We start from the raw sequence: 15711 nt of genomic DNA, 5'->3' as shown, positions 1-15711 counted from the left end.
CCGAACCCGCCCCGTTTACTCCGGCTTTTCCGCCGCGGTGAGGGCCGGAGGTTCGGTGCCCCCTTTGGCCTTGAAGACGAGTTTGTCGCCCTCTTTGACCACATGGATTTCCTGTCCGGCGTGGAAGCTGCCGCGCAGGATCTCCTCGGCGACCGGATCCTCGAGGTAACGCTCCACGGCGCGGCGCATGGGACGCGCTCCGTATTGCGGGTCGTAGCCTTTGGCGATGAGGAATTCTTTGGCGTCCGGTTCGAGGACAACTTCGATGTTCTTGGCCTTGAGGCGATCGATGACTTTCTTCACTTCGAGGTCCACGATGTGCTCGAGGTCGCCTTTTTGCAGGCTGTGGAAGACGATGATGTCGTCGAGGCGATTGAGGAACTCGGGCTTGAAGACGCGTTTGGTCTCTTCCATCACCTTGTCGCGCATGCCCTCGTGGCTCGCGTCGAGCTTCGGCGCGCCGAACCCGAGCGATGTCTGCTTCTTGAGCATCTCCGCGCCGACGTTGGACGTCATGATGATGATGGTGTTGCGGAAATCGATCTTGCGGCCGAGCGAGTCGGTCAGCTTGCCTTCCTCGAGGATCTGCAGCAGAAGGTGCATCACGTCGGGATGGGCCTTTTCGATTTCGTCGAAGAGCACGACCGAATACGGGCGGCGGCGCACGGCCTCGCTCAGTTGTCCGCCTTCCTCGTGTCCGACATAACCCGGGGGCGAGCCGATGAGGCGCGAGGCGGTGAACTTCTCCATGTATTCCGACATGTCGATCTGGATGAGCGAGTCGGCGTCTCCGAACATGAACTCCGCCAGGGTGCGAGCGAGGAATGTTTTTCCGACGCCGGTCGGTCCGAGGAAAATGAACGAGCCGATCGGGCGGCGTGGATCTTTCAGATCCGCGCGTGAGCGGCGCAGGGCTTTGCTGATGGCAATGACGGCTTCGTCTTGCCCGATGACCGATTTCTTCAGCTCGCCCTCCATGGCGAGAAGCTTGCGAGTCTCGTTCTGGTCCATGCGGGCCAGCGGGATACCGGTCCATTTGGAAATGACGTGCAGGATGTCGTCTTCGCCGACCACGACTTCATTCTCGTCGCGGTGCGCGCGCCAGTCGGACATGATTTTTTCCAACTTCTCGCGCGCCTGCTTTTCGCTGTCGCGCAAAGCCGCGGCTTTCTCGAAGTCCTGCGCCTTGATCGCGGCCTCTTTTTGTCCGCGGATCTCCTCGATTTCCACTTCGAGGGTCTTTACGTCGGGAGGGCGCGTCATGTTCTGGATGCGCGCGCGGGCGCCGGCCTCGTCCATCACATCGATGGCTTTGTCCGGCAGGAAGCGTCCGGTGAGGTAGCGATCCGAAAGTTTTGCCGCCGATTCGAGCGCTTCGTCGGTGAGCTTGGCCTTGTGGTGCGCCTCGTATTTGCCGCGGATGCCTTTGAGAATGAGGATGGTGTCCTCCACGCTCGGGGCATCGACTTTGACGGTCTGGAAACGGCGTTCGAGGGCGGCATCCTTCTCGATGTATTTGCGGTATTCGTTGAGCGTGGTGGCGCCGACGCACTGCAACTCTCCGCGGGAGAGGGCGGGTTTGATGATGTTCGATGCATCCATCGCGCCCTCGGCCGAGCCGGCGCCGACGATGGTGTGCAGTTCGTCGATGAAAAGGATGATGTTCTTGCTCTTGCGGATCTCGTCCATCACCGCCTTGATGCGCTCCTCGAATTGTCCGCGGTATTTGGTGCCGGCGACCATGAGGGCAAGGTCGAGCGTGATGACCCGTTTGTCGCGCAGGAGTTCCGGAACGTTGCCGGCGACGATTTCCTGGGCGAGGCCTTCGGCGATGGCGGTTTTGCCCACACCGGCTTCGCCGATGAGGACGGGGTTGTTCTTCGTGCGGCGGCAAAGGATCTGGATGACGCGCTCGATCTCGCTGGCGCGACCGATGACGGGGTCCATGGCACCCTTTTTGGCGAGTTCGGTGAGGTCACGTCCGAAGGCGCGCAGGGCCGGCGTTTTGACCTGCTTTCCTGCGCCGCCGCCCCCGCCGGCAACTTCGGCGGCTTCCATTTCCTCGTCCTCGGGGCTGAAATTTGGATTGAGTTCGCGCAGGATTTCGTTGCGCGTGCGCTCGATATCGACGTCGAGATTTTTGAGGACTTTTGCCGCCACGCCGTCTCCCTCGCGGAGAAGGCCGAGCAGGATGTGCTCGGTGCCGACGTAGGAATGCCCGAGGGCTTTGGCTTCCTTGCCTGCCAGCGCGAGGACTTTTTTAACGCGTGGCGTGTAGGGGATATTGCCCACCATCTTGGTTTCCTGCCCGGACCCGACCTGCTTCTCGACTTCCATGCGCACGGTGTCCAGTTCGAGGCCCATTTTGGCGAGGACGTTGATGGCGACACCTTGTCCGAGTTTGAGCAGGCCGAGCAGGAGGTGCTCGGTCCCCACGTAATTGTGGTTGAAGCGGTCGGCTTCCTTGCGGGCGAGCGCAAGGACTTGCTGGGCGCGCGGCGTGAAGTTGTTCATTTCTTTTTCCCGTTGCCGTTGGTCGTCGGAACGACCTTGGCAATATCGGGCTCCGGAATCTTTTTCACTTTTGCACGGACCAGATCGGCGCGCAAGGTGTCGCGTTCCTCGGGCGTGAGTTTGTCCTGTTTGACCCCGAGCTGCAGGTGGGCAGGCTGGGTGGTCATGAAGAGTTCGTCCACCACGAGCTGGGCGCTATCGGGGAGCATGCCCAAATCGGCGCCGAGCTTCATTACGGAGAGAAGATTGAGGGCTTCCTTCGACGCGACCGAGCGGGCGTTGCCGAGGATGCCATAGGCGCGCCCGATCTGGTCGAGCAGCATGCTGGCGCGCCGCTCGAGCAGCATGTGGCGGGCGTTCTGCTCGTGCTCGATGACCTGCTCGATGACCTTGACCAGGCGGTCGATGATTTCCTCCTCGGTTTCACCGAGCGTCGTCTGGTTGGAGACTTGGAAGAGATTTCCCAGGGCCTCGGTGCCTTCGCCGTAAAGCCCTCGCACCGCGAGACCGATTTTGCCCACGGAATTGACGATCTGGTTGATCTGCTCGGCGAGGACGAGCCCGGGCAGGTGAACCATCGCCGAAGCGCGCAGTCCGGTGCCGACGTTGGTGGGACAGGCGGTGAGGTAGCCGAGGTCGGGATGGAATGCGTAGGGGAGGCGATCCTCCAGGAACAGGTCGGCCTCGTTGTTGATTTTGTATGCTTCGCGCAGCTGCAGGCCCGGGAGGAGGGACTGCATGCGCAGGTGATCCTCCTCGTTGATCATGATGCTCAGCTGCTGGTCGTGGCTGATGATGACCGCGCTGCCGGCGCTCTTGGAGGCGTGTTCGCGGCTGACGAGGTGCCGTTCGACGAGGATCTGTTTCTGCAGCGGCGAAAGTTCCTGCAACGCCCCGGTGTAGCCGTCCCGCATCGCGGGTATGGCAGCCACGTGGTCTTGGATTTCACCGAGGATCTGAAGACGCTCGGCTTTTTTGGCCCAGCCGGGAAAGGGGCGCTCGCGCAGGTTGCGGGCAAGGCGGATGCGGCTGCTGACGACGATTTTTCCGTGGGGACCTTCGCCCTGCAGCCATTGGCCGGGTTTGGCGATGATGTCGTCGAAAGTCATGCCTGCAACTCGTGCTCGAGTTTCTGGATTTCGTCGCGCAGCCGGGCGGCGTCCTCGTATTTCTCTTCTTTCACCGCCCGCTGCAGCTCGGTCTCCAGCGATTTGACGCGGTCGGCCATGGCGAACCGACGCGAAAGTTTGGCCGGCATTTTGCCGGTGTGCCGCAGGCCCTTGTGCATGCCGCGCAGGAGATTCGCCAAACCGTCGGCGAATGTGTCATAACACGCGCTGCAACCGAGACGGCCGGTCTTTTTGAAGTCGGCCTGGGTGAATCCGCAGACCGTGCACCGTTGGGAGGGCTGGCCGTGCTCGATCTGCTGGGCGGCGCCCAATCCGAGAAGCAGATCGGCGAGCGCGAAGCCCGTGGGGTCGCTGACGCCCTTCTCTTTGGCGCAAACTTCGCAGAGGTTCACTTTCTGCATTTTTCCCTCGACGATTTGCGTGAGGTAAACAGTGGCCTCGTTTTTCTGGCAGACGTCGCAACGCATAACTCAACCGATCGGCGTGCCGGTGGTTCGCGTCAACTCGCGGAACATTTCCGTGAGGCGGCGGGTGACGGGCCCGGGTTTCCCATCGCGGACAGGTCGCGAGTCGAGCTCCACGGCCGGGATGATTTCCGCCGCCGTGCCGGTGAGGAAGCACTCGTCGGCGGTGTAGATGTCGTAGCGCGTGATGTTTTCCTCGCGGATCTCGACGCCGAGGTCGCGGGCGAGTTCGAACACGACGGCGCGTGTCACGCCCGAGAGGGCGCCGGCGGCGATCGGCGGGGTGACGATGCGTCCGTCACGGATAACGAACACATTGTCGCCAGTGCATTCGGCCACATAGCCCTGCTCGTTGAGCATGAGTCCTTCGCCGGCTCCGGCTTGCTCGGCCTCGATCTTGGCCATGATGTTGTTGAGGTAGTTGAGCGATTTGACCATGGGACTGAGAGCGCCGTGGGCGATGCGGCGCGTGGCGCAGGTCACCAGTTTGAGTCCGCTGGCATACATCTCTTCCGGGTAAAGTGTGATCGTCGAAGCGATTATGAACACGGTGGGCCGGGGGCAGCTCTTGGGTGAAAGCCCCAGGGAGCCTTCGCCGCGGGTCACCACGAGGCGCACATAACCGTCGGTGAGTTTGTTGGCGCGGATTGTCTCCAGGACAGCTTGGGTCATTTCGTCCGGCGTAGTGGGAATGCGCAGTGCGATGGCCCGGGCCGAGCGGTAAAGGCGGTCGATGTGGTCATCGAGGCGGAAAACGCGCCCGGCATAAAAGCGGATGCCTTCGAACACACCGTCGCCGTAAAGCAAACCGTGGTCGAACACCGAGACGGCCGCCTCTTCTTTGGGGACAAGTTTTCCGTTGAAGTAGATTTTCATGAAAATGCGCCCCTCGGTTGCGGCGAGGCTATGCCGACAGACTGAACGGCCTGCAGCTGGAAGACAAGCCGGTCCGAAACCGCGCACGCGATTCAGCGCTGGAGCAAATCGGCGATGCAGGCGGTCCAACCGGTCTGGTGGGAGGCCCCCAAACCGCGTCCGGTTTCCGCGTGGAAGTATTCGTGAAAAAGCAGGGGGTCGCCATCGCGACCACCGTCGCAAGGACGGATGCCGTCCGCGCCCGGAAGAAACAGCGAAGCGAGTCGCCGTGTCAGTTCGTCGGCAATGGCGGCGAGGGTCAGACGGCGCCCAGAGCCCGTGGGAAATTCCGCGGTCAGTTCCTCCCCGTAGTAGGTGTGGTATTTGCGCAGGGATTCGATGAGAAGGAAGTTCACGGGCATCCAGACGGGCCCGCGCCAGTTGGAGTTGCCGCCGAATAGCCCGCTGGTGGATTCGCCCGGGGCGTAATCCACGCGGTAGGTGCGGCCGTTTACAGCCAGCTCGTAGGGTTCTTCCCGGTGACGCAGGGAAAGCGAGCGCAAGCCGAAGGGCCCGAGAAATTCCCTCTCATCGAGAATCGTTGCGAGAAGGCGTTCGAGGCGCGGCCGGTCGAGCAGGGAAAAAATATGGACGCCGTCCTTGTTCGGTTTGCGCCAGCGCGAAGCGCGTTCGCGCAGGTCGGGACGGCGGTCGATGAACCATCGCCACCGGTTGGTCAGGGGGCGTCCGACCTCGGCCAGATCGCGCGGCACCGTTTCCACGGCAAAGAACGGTATGAGTCCGGCTACCGAGCGCAGTTTGACCGGAATGCGTCGTCCGTCCGGCATGTGGAGCTGGTCGTAGTAAAAGCCGTCCGCCTCGTCCCACAGATCCGATCCCGCCTGCCCGCCAAGGTCGAGTGACGACGAGATGTAGAGAAAGTGCATGAGGAATTTTCCCCCGAGCGTCTGGTAGGCAAGGTCCTCGCGCGCCAGTTCCAGCGCGATGAGCAGCATGTTCAGTGCGAACATGGCCATCCAACTCGTGCCGTCGCTTTGCACGAGATAACCGCCCTCGGGCGGCGGTTCGCTGCGGTTGAAAGGGCTGGCATTGTCGAGTCCGAGAAAGCCGCCGCCGAAAACTTCGAGCTGCTCGTCGCGCGCCGCGCCGTTTGCCCACCACGTGAAATTCACGAGCAGCGCGTGGAAAACGTGCTCGAGGAAAATGCGGTCGGGCGTTCCCGTGCGCCGTGCGTCCGCGAAATACGTGCGCAGCGCGGCCCACGCGTAAACCGGCGGGTTGGGATCGCCGAAATTCCACTCGTAGGCGGGCAGGCGTCCGTTGGGATGCATATACCATTCCCTGAGCAGCAGCTTGAGCTGGTGCTTGGCGATGGCCGGGTCGGACAGCGAGAACGGGATGGTGTGAAACGCCAGGTCCCAGCATGCAAACCACGGGTATTCCCAGTCGTCCGGCATGGAGATCACATCGTGCGCGATGAAATGCCTCCATTGGCGGTTGCGCGGATTGTCGCGCTCCGGTGGCGGGAATGCCGGGTCTCCGTCCAGCCATTTGCCGACGTCGTAGTGGTAAAATTGTTTGTTCCAGCACAGTCCGGCGAGCGCCTGTTGCTGGACGCGGCGCCCCGCGGCGTTCAGGGACGGCGCGGCGAGCGAGTCGTGGTATCCGGCGCATTCGCGTGAGCGCTGGGCCATCACCGCCCCGAGATTCTCCGTGGCGGTTGCGGCGTCGGCGGACCGCAGTCGCAACTCCAAAGTCCACGTCCCGCCCGGCTCGAGGTTGCGGTGGTAAACGGCCGTCGCCTTGGTGCCGGTGCGGTCGGGATTGACCGCGTGCCGCTCGCCCTCCACGAGATGCCGGTGGAAGGCGTCTTTGGTGAACAGCGAGGCGTTTGCGCTGCCGAAAAGAAGTTTGTTGTTCGTCTCGTTCTCCGTGAAAAGCACTTCATCGGCCGCCGGTCCTTCCAAAACCCATTCGCCGAGCGCTTCCTCCCGGGCGTGCACCAGGGCGTTCCCGGCTGCGCAAAGCCGGGCAGCTTTCGGGCGCGACGGGTCCCACGTCCAGCGGTTGCGGAACCACAGGGTCGGCAAAACCCAAAGCGGCGCGGAATCGGGTCCGCGGTTTATCGCGGTGATGCGGATCAGGATGTCATCCGGTGCGGCCTTGGCATAGGCGACATCGATGTCGAAGAAGCGGTTGCCATCGAAAATGCCCGTATCGCGGAGTTCGTATTCGGGATCGAGCGGCCCGCGCCGCGAATTCTCCTCCACGAGTCTGCCGTAAGGAAATGCGCGTTGCGGATAGCGGTAGAGCGCGCGAAGCCAGGAAGAAGTGGGCGCGGCTTCAAGATACCAGTATTCTTCCTTCACATCCTCGCCGTGGTTGCCTTGCGGTCCGGCGAGGCCGAAAAAGCGTTCTTTGAGGATGTGGTCAACCCCGTTCCAGAATGCCGGGGCGAAACACATGCGTTGCTCGCGATCGCAGATGCCGAAGATGCCGTCCTCTCCCCAGCGGTAGGCGCGACTGCGCGCGTGTTCGTGCGGGAAGTAATTCCACGCGTCGCCGTCCGCGCTGTAGTCCTCGCGCACTGTGCCCCACTGACGTGACGAAACGTAGGGTCCCCAGCGCCGCCACGGGTCGTGGGGCCGGGGGCTTTCTGCCAATCGCTCTGCTTCGGCATTCATGGCAGTCCTTTCATGATCCAGTGAACGATGCGTTCGAGCACATCTTGGCTGTCCACATCGTGCCAAAGCAGATGATGGCTATCGGGATAAAAGCGGTATTCTTTCTCCGCGCATCCGAGACATTCAAAAAACGCGCGGCTCTGGTCTGGGCGGATGAAAACATCGCGCCCACCGGAGAGCATGAGCGTCGGCACCGCGATGCGTGCCGCGTTTTGCGGAGCCTCCTGCATAAGGTCGTGGAATCGCGAGAGGAACCCCAGTGTGAAGCCGCGCACGCGGTGCGGGATGGTCCGCAAATACGCCATGTATTCGTCGTCCGCGGTCAGGCGCGGGATCGATGTCTTGCCGTGGACGAAGCGCATGGGCGCGAGCTTGAATCGTGGGGCGACGCACGCCGCCTTGCGCATCAACGCCAGAATCCAGTCGGGGACCGGCGCACGGATTTCCGTGACCGGGACCGACAGCACCAGGCGCTCCGGTCGCAGGGCACCGTTGGCAACCGCATCGACCGCAACCAACGAACCCATGCTTTCGCCGACGAGAAAAAACGGCACATCCTCGCCGAGGTGCGCTTCCGCGAATGCCGCGAGATCCGCCCGCCATTCGCGCGGGTCGAGGAAATGCCCTCGCCTTCCGTGGTCCGGATCGTGGCCTTGGCCGCGCAGGTTGATCGCCCAGACGGAGCAACCATCGGCGGACAGTTTTCGTCCGAGCGGACCGAAGTCGGCAGCCGCGCCGCTCAAGCCGTGGATGCAAAGCACATGCGCGCGGGGGGTGCCATCCGCTTCCCAGACGAGCCCGGGGAATATCGTGCCGTCGTGCGCCGGCCACGCGAAGTCCCGCGCGCCGCGCGCCACTTCGTCGATGGTCCAAGGTCGCCCGTCCGGCATGCGCCGATCATCCTCCGTCCGCGCGATCAGGTGCAAGCGGGGATCGGGCTTGCCGCAATCCGCTTCCCGCGACAACGTGCGTGATTGTGAGAGCGGTGGTCCAGCGTGTCACCCGTGCCTCGGTATCTGTCGAGGGGGAAGTTGTCGGCGCGATCGGCCGCGGGTTGCTTGTGCTGCTCGGCGTGGCGGCGGATGACGCCGCCGACGACATCGCGTGGCTTGCAGGCAAAATCGCGCAGCAGAAAATTTTCGCGGGTGACGGCGATCGCATGGACCGCTCCGTTGTCGAGGCGGGTGGCGAAGTGCTGGTTGTCAGCCAGTTCACCCTGCTGGCCAGCACCCGCAAAGGCACAAAACCGTCGTGGCATCGCGCGGCACCGCCGGATGTTGCCGTGCCGCTCTATGACGCCTTCGTCGGCGCGATGCAGCGCGCGCTCGGGCGCCTGGTTGCAACGGGCTACTTCGGGGCGACGATGGAAGTCGAACTCGTCAACGACGGCCCGGTGACGTTGGTGCTCGACTCGCGCTTGCGCGAGTAGCTACGCGAAATACGTGTCCCCGTGCTCGTAGGGCGGCGCGCAGCAGCAGAGAAAGCGCAGGTCCGAGCTGGCGGTGATCCGGTGCCAGGCGCCTGCGGGGATAAGGACGGCATCTCCGGCGCCGATTTCGCGTGTTTCGCCATCGACTTCCATCCGTGCCGTGCCTTCCAACAGGAAATAAAATTCCTCGCTCAGCTTGTGGTAATGACGGTCGGTGGCACTGCCGGCCGGCAACCGCGCCTCGGCCAGGCTCTGGTTTTGCACCGGGGCGTTGGTGCGGTCGAGGATGCTGCGGATGGTCGATCCGTCCTTCGTGGTGAAGGGGCTTTGTTTTTCCAGTTGCTGCACTATCATATCCGGAAGATATGAGATTTTTCGAGGGTTGCACCGCCTTAATCACGGGAGCTTCGTCCGGGCTCGGAGCGGAATTCGCCCGCCAGCTGGCGCCCGTGGCCGGCAAACTTGTCCTCGTGGCGCGCCGCGGCGAGCACCTCGATGCCCTCAAGGCCGACCTGGAGGCGCGGCATCCGTCGGTGCGGATTTTTGTCTATGTGATGGACATCACCCGCGAAAACCAGAACCGCGATTTCATCGCTTGGTTGGAGCGCGAGAAAATCAGCGTCAACTTCCTGGTCAACAATGCCGGGATGGGCGACAAGGGTCCTTTTGCGACCGGCGATTGGTCGAAAATCCACGCCATGCTCGAACTCAACGTGGTCGCGCTCACGCGTCTTACCCACCATCTCCTGCCGATGCTGCGCGAAGGTGGTCGCGGTGCCGTTTTGAATGTCAGCTCCATCGCCGGTCTGCTTCCGTTGCCGCACATGGCGGTGTATGCGGCGACCAAGGCTTACGTGAACAGTTTCAGCGACGGCCTGCGCATGGAACTGCGCGACACGGGGATCACGGTCACGGCCGTTCTGCCCGGACCCGCCGACACCGAGTTTGGCGAGGTGGCATCGCGCGGCACCGGCGAGCCCGAGTGGAACACACCCGACGCTCTCACGATCCCGGTGGAGGAGGTGGTGCGCTCGGCGCTTGCGGCCGTGGCCCGCGACAGGGCCCGCGTCATTCCCGGATGGAAAGTGGCGCTCCTGATGGGGATCGCCGTGGCCCTGCCGCTGGGCATCGTGCGCGCCGTCCTGCAACGCCGGCGCTCTTGATTGCGAAGGCTCCGCGCCCGAAAACTTTACGAAGTTTCCGCACATGAACCCGATCAAAGCCAAAAAAGCCGCGGTGGATCCGGCCGCCTTGGCCAGCTTCAAGCGCACCTTCGAGCTGATCAACACGCATCTCTACAGCGTGGAGGAGCGGATCCGCGCGCAGGCGCGGGCCTTCGATCCCGCGATGGAAGGCTACGTGGGTTATGTCTGCGGCTCCGCCGGCAAGCGTCTGCGTCCCGCCCTCGCTTTGCTCGCCGGGGGTTCGACCGGGAAAATATCCGCCGCGCACGTCGACCTTGCGGTCGTCGTCGAACTGATCCACATCGCCACGCTCGTGCATGACGACATCATGGACGGCGCCGACCTCCGCCGCGACCAGCCGACGGTCAACGCGAAGTGGGGAAATGCCATCAGCGTGTTGCTCGGCGATGCGCTGCTCGCGCATGCCATGCGCCTGGCCACCAATTTTTCCGACACCGAAGTGGTGCGCCGCATCGCCGATGCCGCGGCCGAGGTGTGCACGGGCGAGATCATCCAGACGCAGCGGCGGTTCGATCTCAATTTGTCCGCGCATGACTATTACCGCATCGTGGAAATGAAGACTGCCGCGCTCTTCGCCGCGGCCAGCGAACTGGGCGCTTTCCTCAGCGAGACAACGCCGGAAAAAATCGGCGCGCTCAAACTTTTCGGTCTCAAGCTCGGCACGGCTTACCAGATTTATGACGATTGCCTCGATCTGGTCGGCGACGAGGAAGAGATCGGCAAGACGCTCGGCAGCGATCTGCGCAAGGGGAAGCTCACGTTGCCGCTCATTTTTCTCCTGCAGTCGGCGCGGCGTGCGGGCGACCACGGGGAGTTGAGCGCATTGCTCCTCAACGGCGGCGACACCGCGCATGAAAAAATCGCGGTGCTGTTGTCCGAGCGCCGCGCGTTGAGGCAGACGGCGGACGCCGCGGGTGCCCTGGTGCAGGAGGCACTTGCCGCACTGGGTCCGGTCGATGAAAACCGTTTCACCGCGGGACTTCGCGGTGTGGCGGAATATCTCCAGGTTCTCATCGACCGCGTGGCCCGCACGGCTTAGCGGCGTTTTGTTCCACCCGTGGGAGAGGGGCTGAATACTGCATCGCCGCCGCCCGGGCGGTTGCGGTCCGGCCACGTGACGCTCCTGCAGCTCGTCGGCCAGTGTTTTTCGGTCGGTCCCCTCATCGACGTCGCGCTCTTTCTCGGCATTGTCGCTTCGATGGCCGGTGCGGTCGGTCCGCTGGCTGTCGCTCTCGCCGCGCTTGGCATGCTGGCCTTTTCGCTCGTGGTGGCGTTCTACGCGTCCGAGACCGGCGGTGCGGGCGCGATGGGCGACTACGCGGGCCGCGCATGGGGAAAAACCGCGGGCGTCGCGGTTCTCGGCATCTATGTCGTTTCGCTCATTTTTTCCGGCGCCGCGGGATTTTCCATCGCGGTGGGCGAACTGGCGGCGCAATTTGCCGCCCGTTACGCCGGTATGGATTTGCCGTGGTGGGCGGGGGCGCTGGCTGCGGCAGCCGCCGCGTGGTGGCTCAACGTGCGCGGTGCGGGTGCGGCAACGCGCGCGCAACTTGTCATCGTCGGCGCATCGGTCATTCCATTCGTGCTCACTGCCTTCGCCGCCATCGCCCAGGCGGGAGCGGCGAACACATGGGCGGTTTTTTCGTGGGGCAACCCGCACGCTGGCGACCTCTTCGGCGCCCTGCTTTTCTGCATCCTGCTGTTCGGCGGCTTCGAGACCGCGGGCGCATTGGCCGAGGAGACCGACAACCCGCGGCGCAGCATCCCTCTCGCGCTGGTGGGAACGGTCGGCGCGGTGGCGGTGCTGCTCGTGCTCTGCTCCTACGCCGGCACGGTGTATTACGGCCCCGCCAATGCTGCCAAAGATTGGGGCGGTGTGCTCGACGGCTACGCGCGCATGGCCGACGATTTGCTCGGATCGTGGGCCGGATGGTGGATCCGCTTCGCCGTTCTGGTGGACTTTACCGCGACTTGCATCGGCTTCACCGTTGCCGCCTCGCGCGGCATTTTCGCCCTTGCCAGATCCGGGTTGCTCCCCGCGCGGTTGGCCGCGACGAACTCCCTGGGTGCTCCGCAGACCGCGGCCACGCTGGTGCTTGCTCTCGCCCTCCTTGCCATCGCAGCCGGATCGCTCGTGCCGTCCGGGCAGCGCTATGACACACTATTCGTCGCCGCCACCTCGCAGGCGGTCCTGCTCGTGATTGTTTACTCGGCCCTGGCGCTCGGTGCGTTGCGTCTGATGCTGCGGCAACCCGGGGGCCAACCGCGCTGGCGCTGGATCGTGTTCCCCCTGGCTGCCGTCGTGCCGGGCTTGGCGCTTTACGGAACGTTTGTCCCGTTCCCGGATTATCCCGAGCGTCTGGGGCTTTACGCCGGCTTGGCCGCTTTGGCAGCGACGATCGCGTGGGTGGGCTGGCTGCGTGCGCGGGGGCGGATCTGACGCCGCTCAGCCGTAGCTTTTCGTGAACTTCTTTTTTCCGTCGTCGTCGGTTTTTGCCGTCGTCGTTTCGTCAACAGCGACCGGCTTTTCCGGGGCGGGCGCGGGTGCGGCGTTGCCGGCCTCGACGAAGGCCAGTTGAAGTTCGGAGAGGACTTTGGCCAGCAGGGCCGATTCTTCCTCGGTCAGGTTGCCGCGGGTTTTTTCGCGGATCATTTCCAACTGGTCGATGAAGATGCGGGCAACGGGGAGGTTCGGCTCCATCGGCTTGCCGTCGGGGCCTGGGATGTGGCCGAGCATGAGCGCGATTTGTTGCGCCTGCATGAGGACGAATTCGGTGAACCGGCGGGTCATTTCGCCGGACTGGGTCGAGGATTGGACTTCAGCCATGGTTTGAGGTGTTCGTTTCGGAGGGAGTCACCAGAACCGTGGCCCGGTGCTGCCCGCCGAAATATTTTCTGGCCGCCGCGCGCACACGGTCAATGGTGATTTCGTTGATCTCGGCCGCGCGCGTCGCGTAATGCTCCGCGCCGAGTCCGTAAAGCTCGTCCACCGCGACGACGTGGGCGAAGGCCTCGAGCGACTGGTTGCGGATGGCTTCGCTGCCGATGAGTTTCTTTTTTGCGCGCGCAAGTTCGGCCTCGTCGAGTCCGTCCCCGGCGAGGGCGGAAATTTCCTCGTCGAAATGTTTCCGCACCAGATCAACCTTGGCCGGGTCGGTTCCGAGATAGAAGGTGAAGATGCCCGGGGCGAAGCCCATCATCTGGGCCGCTCCGACGAAGTAGGCTAGGCCGAGTTCCTCGCGGATGCGGTGGAAAAAGCGCGAGGCCATGTCGCTGCTCGCGGTGTCGATGAGTTCCAGCGCCACGCGGTCGGGGTTGAGCGCATCGGTCCCGCGGAATCCCGCCATCAGCACGGCTTGTTGTTTGGGTTCGTGGACCACGGTCTCGACCGGCGCGGGCAGCGGCGGCGCAACGGGCGGTTCGGTCATGAGCAACTCGCCGGGCGGCAGCGATCCGAAAAATTCCCCGGCGAGGCGCCGCACTTCGTCGGTGTCGATGTCGCCGAAGATGGCGAGCACGCCGTTTTTAGCGGTCACACAACGGTCGTGGAAATCCACGAGTTGCCGGCGCGACAAGGCGGCCACGGATTCTTCCGTCCCGTTGGAGCGCAGACCGTAGGGATGGTCGCCGAAAACGGCTTTGCGCAGCGCGTGCCTCGCCACCGAGGTGATTTGTTCGTCCTCCGCCTTGATCGCGGCGATCTGGTCGTGCTTCTCGCGCTCCACCTCGTGGTCCGGAAAGCTCGCGTTTGCGAGCACATCCGAGAGCAGGTCCAAACCCAAATGCAGATCGGGTTTCATCACCTCGACCGACACGCTGAAGCTGTTGTTTCCGGAATCGGCGCGGATCTGGCCTCCCACCGCCTCGATGGCGTCGTTCAACTGCTCGGCTGTGCGTGATGCGGTGCCCTTGATGAGGGCGCGCGCGGCCAGCGCCGTGATGCCGTTGGTCTGCGGGGTCTCCGCGAGCAATCCGCCGCGGAAAACGGCCACCATGTTGACCAGCGGAAGTTTCGTGTCGCGGCAGACAATCATGCGCAGGCCGTTGGGCAGGGTGAACTTTTCGATGTGCCGCGCCCCGGCCGCGGGTGCGCCCGCCGAGGTCCGGGCGAGGGAACCTTTCGGATTGAGCGAAGTGACGGTGATCCCGGTCGGGATGAGATGTTCGCGGGCCACGCGCGCGATGTCGTCGGATTCGACGCGCCCGATCTGTGCCAGGTATTCCGAGCCGAGGTCGGGGTTGCGTGCCAAGAGCCAGCTTCCGCCGATGTCGGATGCGCGTCCGCGCGCTGTGGCGAGGTTGTTCAGCTGGTCGGCGAGGATATTTTTGCGGGCCTTGGCGACCTCGGCCCCTGACGCCGGCCGGTCGCGGTAGCGCCCGACGATCTCCAGCGCGGCGGCTTCGGCTTCGGCGCGTTTTTCCGGTTCGCAGAGGAAATCGATGCCGAAGAGTCCCATTTCGCCGGCCATGTAGGAGTAGGCGGAGATGTGGTGGACAAGATTTTTCTTCTCGCGCAACTCTAGGTGGAGTGGTGCGCTGCGGCCACCGCCGAGCACGGTGGCGAGAACATCGAGGGCGGCGGTGTCCGGGTGGGTGATCGGCGGGATGTGCCACACGAGCGAGACGCGGCTGAGCTCGGTCTCGAACTCGGAATGCGCCTCGCGCCGGCCAAGCTGCGTGGGTTCGCGCGTGATGAGCAGTGGTGCGCTTACACGCCGCGGCTCGCCGCCGAAGAAGTGCTCGGCTTGGGCGAAAACGAAATCGGGGTCCAGATCGCCGACCACGACGAGAAACATGTTCTCGGGCACGTAGCGCGCACGATAATAGGCCTCGAGATCCTCGCGCGTGAGGCGGTTGAACACGTCGAGATGCCCGATGACCGGGTGCCGGTAAGGGCTGCGGCTGAACGCGGTCGAGAGCATCAATTCGGTGCTCATGCGGTTGGGATCGTCGAAGCCCATGGCGAACTCGCGCCGGATCACCTCCTGCTCCTTGGCGAATTCCTCCGCGGGCAGCGTGGAATGCAGGGTGGCATCCGCGAGCAATTCGATGGCCGTGGCGGTGCCGTCTGACGGCACGTCGATCCAGTAAACGGTGCGGTCGAATGAAGTGTAGGCGTTGATGTAGCCTCCCGCCTCCTGAACAGCGCGCGCGATTTCGTTCGGTCCGCGTTTTTCGGTGCCCTTGAAAACCATGTGCTCCAGGAGGTGCGAGAGACCCGCTCCGAGCCAAGCGCCTTCGTGGATGCTTCCGGTCTCGACCCAGACCTGCACGCTCGAGACCGGAGCCGAGTGGTCCGGCTCGAAAAGCACGGTGAACCCGTTGGGCAGCACGCGCGTGCGCGTTTGGCCGCGGGCCAGCGCCGCCGCTGACGGATCGGGATGGGGCAGGAAATTCTGCATGCCGGTG

13 protein-coding genes are annotated in these 15711 nt (G+C 63.7%); 4 read left to right on the top strand and 9 right to left on the bottom strand.

Annotation, left to right across the window (positions count from 1 at the left end):
• Positions 1–15: 15 nt before the first annotated feature.
• The 6 genes from FGM15_03285 to FGM15_03260 form a co-directional block, all read right to left on the bottom strand.
• Positions 16–2514, bottom strand: a complete 2499-nt coding sequence (locus tag FGM15_03285; GenBank protein ID MBU3664887.1) for an ATP-dependent Clp protease ATP-binding subunit — start codon at positions 2512–2514, stop codon at positions 16–18.
• Positions 2511–3623 (bottom strand): protein arginine kinase, encoded by a 1113-nt coding sequence (locus FGM15_03280; protein MBU3664886.1) that lies wholly within the window; start codon positions 3621–3623, stop codon positions 2511–2513. Before FGM15_03280 ends, FGM15_03285 begins: the two co-directional genes overlap by 4 nt.
• Positions 3620–4111, bottom strand: coding sequence for an excinuclease ABC subunit B (locus tag FGM15_03275; GenBank protein MBU3664885.1), 492 nt, complete (start codon positions 4109–4111; stop codon positions 3620–3622). Before FGM15_03275 ends, FGM15_03280 begins: the two co-directional genes overlap by 4 nt.
• A gap of 3 nt (positions 4112–4114) precedes the next feature.
• Positions 4115–4984 (bottom strand): branched-chain-amino-acid transaminase, encoded by an 870-nt coding sequence (gene ilvE, locus FGM15_03270; protein ID MBU3664884.1) that lies wholly within the window; start codon positions 4982–4984, stop codon positions 4115–4117.
• Positions 4985–5076: 92 nt separating this feature from the next.
• Entirely contained in the window at positions 5077–7668 is a 2592-nt protein-coding gene (locus FGM15_03265; protein ID MBU3664883.1) for a glucosidase, read from the bottom strand.
• A complete protein-coding gene (locus tag FGM15_03260) occupies positions 7665–8558 on the bottom strand; it encodes an alpha/beta hydrolase (GenBank protein MBU3664882.1) in 894 nt (297 codons plus the stop codon). The genes FGM15_03265 and FGM15_03260 overlap by 4 nt, the downstream gene beginning before the upstream one ends.
• Positions 8559–8644: 86 nt before the next feature.
• Here FGM15_03260 and FGM15_03255 point away from each other — a divergent pair, with 86 nt between their 5' ends.
• On the top strand, positions 8645–9097 hold the full coding sequence (locus tag FGM15_03255) for a D-tyrosyl-tRNA(Tyr) deacylase (GenBank protein ID MBU3664881.1): 453 nt from the start codon (positions 8645–8647) through the stop codon (positions 9095–9097).
• Here the strand turns inward: FGM15_03255 and FGM15_03250 are convergent, their stop codons facing one another.
• On the bottom strand, positions 9098–9451 hold the full coding sequence (locus FGM15_03250; protein MBU3664880.1) for a cupin domain-containing protein: 354 nt from the start codon (positions 9449–9451) through the stop codon (positions 9098–9100).
• An 11-nt stretch (positions 9452–9462) separates the two neighbouring features.
• Here FGM15_03250 and FGM15_03245 point away from each other — a divergent pair, with 11 nt between their 5' ends.
• From FGM15_03245 to FGM15_03235, 3 genes are read left to right on the top strand one after another with little or no spacing between them, the layout of a single operon-like run.
• Positions 9463–10260, top strand: a complete 798-nt coding sequence (locus FGM15_03245; protein MBU3664879.1) for an SDR family oxidoreductase — start codon at positions 9463–9465, stop codon at positions 10258–10260.
• 43 nt (positions 10261–10303) lie between these two features.
• The gene (locus tag FGM15_03240; protein MBU3664878.1) at positions 10304–11341 is read left to right on the top strand and encodes a polyprenyl synthetase family protein; all 1038 of its coding nucleotides are present in this window, start codon (positions 10304–10306) and stop codon (positions 11339–11341) included.
• An 18-nt stretch (positions 11342–11359) separates the two neighbouring features.
• The gene (locus FGM15_03235; GenBank protein ID MBU3664877.1) at positions 11360–12742 is read left to right on the top strand and encodes an APC family permease; all 1383 of its coding nucleotides are present in this window, start codon (positions 11360–11362) and stop codon (positions 12740–12742) included.
• A gap of 6 nt (positions 12743–12748) precedes the next feature.
• Here FGM15_03235 and FGM15_03230 read toward each other — a convergent pair whose 3' ends face one another.
• Both FGM15_03230 and FGM15_03225 read right to left on the bottom strand, forming a co-directional pair.
• Positions 12749–13129: a DUF1844 domain-containing protein gene (locus FGM15_03230; GenBank protein ID MBU3664876.1), complete on the bottom strand. Its 381-nt coding sequence runs from the start codon at positions 13127–13129 to the stop codon at positions 12749–12751.
• Positions 13122–15704, bottom strand: a complete 2583-nt coding sequence (locus tag FGM15_03225; protein ID MBU3664875.1) for an insulinase family protein — start codon at positions 15702–15704, stop codon at positions 13122–13124. The genes FGM15_03230 and FGM15_03225 overlap by 8 nt, the downstream gene beginning before the upstream one ends.
• Positions 15705–15711 lie beyond the last annotated feature (7 nt).

Source organism: Chthoniobacterales bacterium (genome assembly GCA_018883245.1).
GTDB lineage: Bacteria > Verrucomicrobiota > Verrucomicrobiia > Chthoniobacterales > JACTMZ01 > JACTMZ01.
This window is presented reverse-complemented; position numbering and strand designations above follow the sequence as displayed.

What these genes read in the sequence shown, in the direction of transcription:
- FGM15_03260 (MBU3664882.1), bottom strand. Translation starts at nt 8,558, where the DNA reads ATGCCGGACGGGCGACCTTGGACCATCGACGAAGTGGCGCGCGGCGCG.
- ilvE (MBU3664884.1), bottom strand. Translation starts at nt 4,984, where the DNA reads ATGAAAATCTACTTCAACGGAAAACTTGTCCCCAAAGAAGAGGCGGCC.
- FGM15_03230 (MBU3664876.1), bottom strand. Translation starts at nt 13,129, where the DNA reads ATGGCTGAAGTCCAATCCTCGACCCAGTCCGGCGAAATGACCCGCCGG.
- FGM15_03275 (MBU3664885.1), bottom strand. Translation starts at nt 4,111, where the DNA reads ATGCGTTGCGACGTCTGCCAGAAAAACGAGGCCACTGTTTACCTCACG.
- FGM15_03265 (MBU3664883.1), bottom strand. Translation starts at nt 7,668, where the DNA reads ATGAATGCCGAAGCAGAGCGATTGGCAGAAAGCCCCCGGCCCCACGAC.
- FGM15_03245 (MBU3664879.1), top strand. Translation starts at nt 9,463, where the DNA reads ATGAGATTTTTCGAGGGTTGCACCGCCTTAATCACGGGAGCTTCGTCC.
- FGM15_03280 (MBU3664886.1), bottom strand. Translation starts at nt 3,623, where the DNA reads ATGACTTTCGACGACATCATCGCCAAACCCGGCCAATGGCTGCAGGGC.
- FGM15_03250 (MBU3664880.1), bottom strand. Translation starts at nt 9,451, where the DNA reads ATGATAGTGCAGCAACTGGAAAAACAAAGCCCCTTCACCACGAAGGAC.
- FGM15_03240 (MBU3664878.1), top strand. Translation starts at nt 10,304, where the DNA reads ATGAACCCGATCAAAGCCAAAAAAGCCGCGGTGGATCCGGCCGCCTTG.
- FGM15_03225 (MBU3664875.1), bottom strand. Translation starts at nt 15,704, where the DNA reads ATGCAGAATTTCCTGCCCCATCCCGATCCGTCAGCGGCGGCGCTGGCC.
- FGM15_03285 (MBU3664887.1), bottom strand. Translation starts at nt 2,514, where the DNA reads ATGAACAACTTCACGCCGCGCGCCCAGCAAGTCCTTGCGCTCGCCCGC.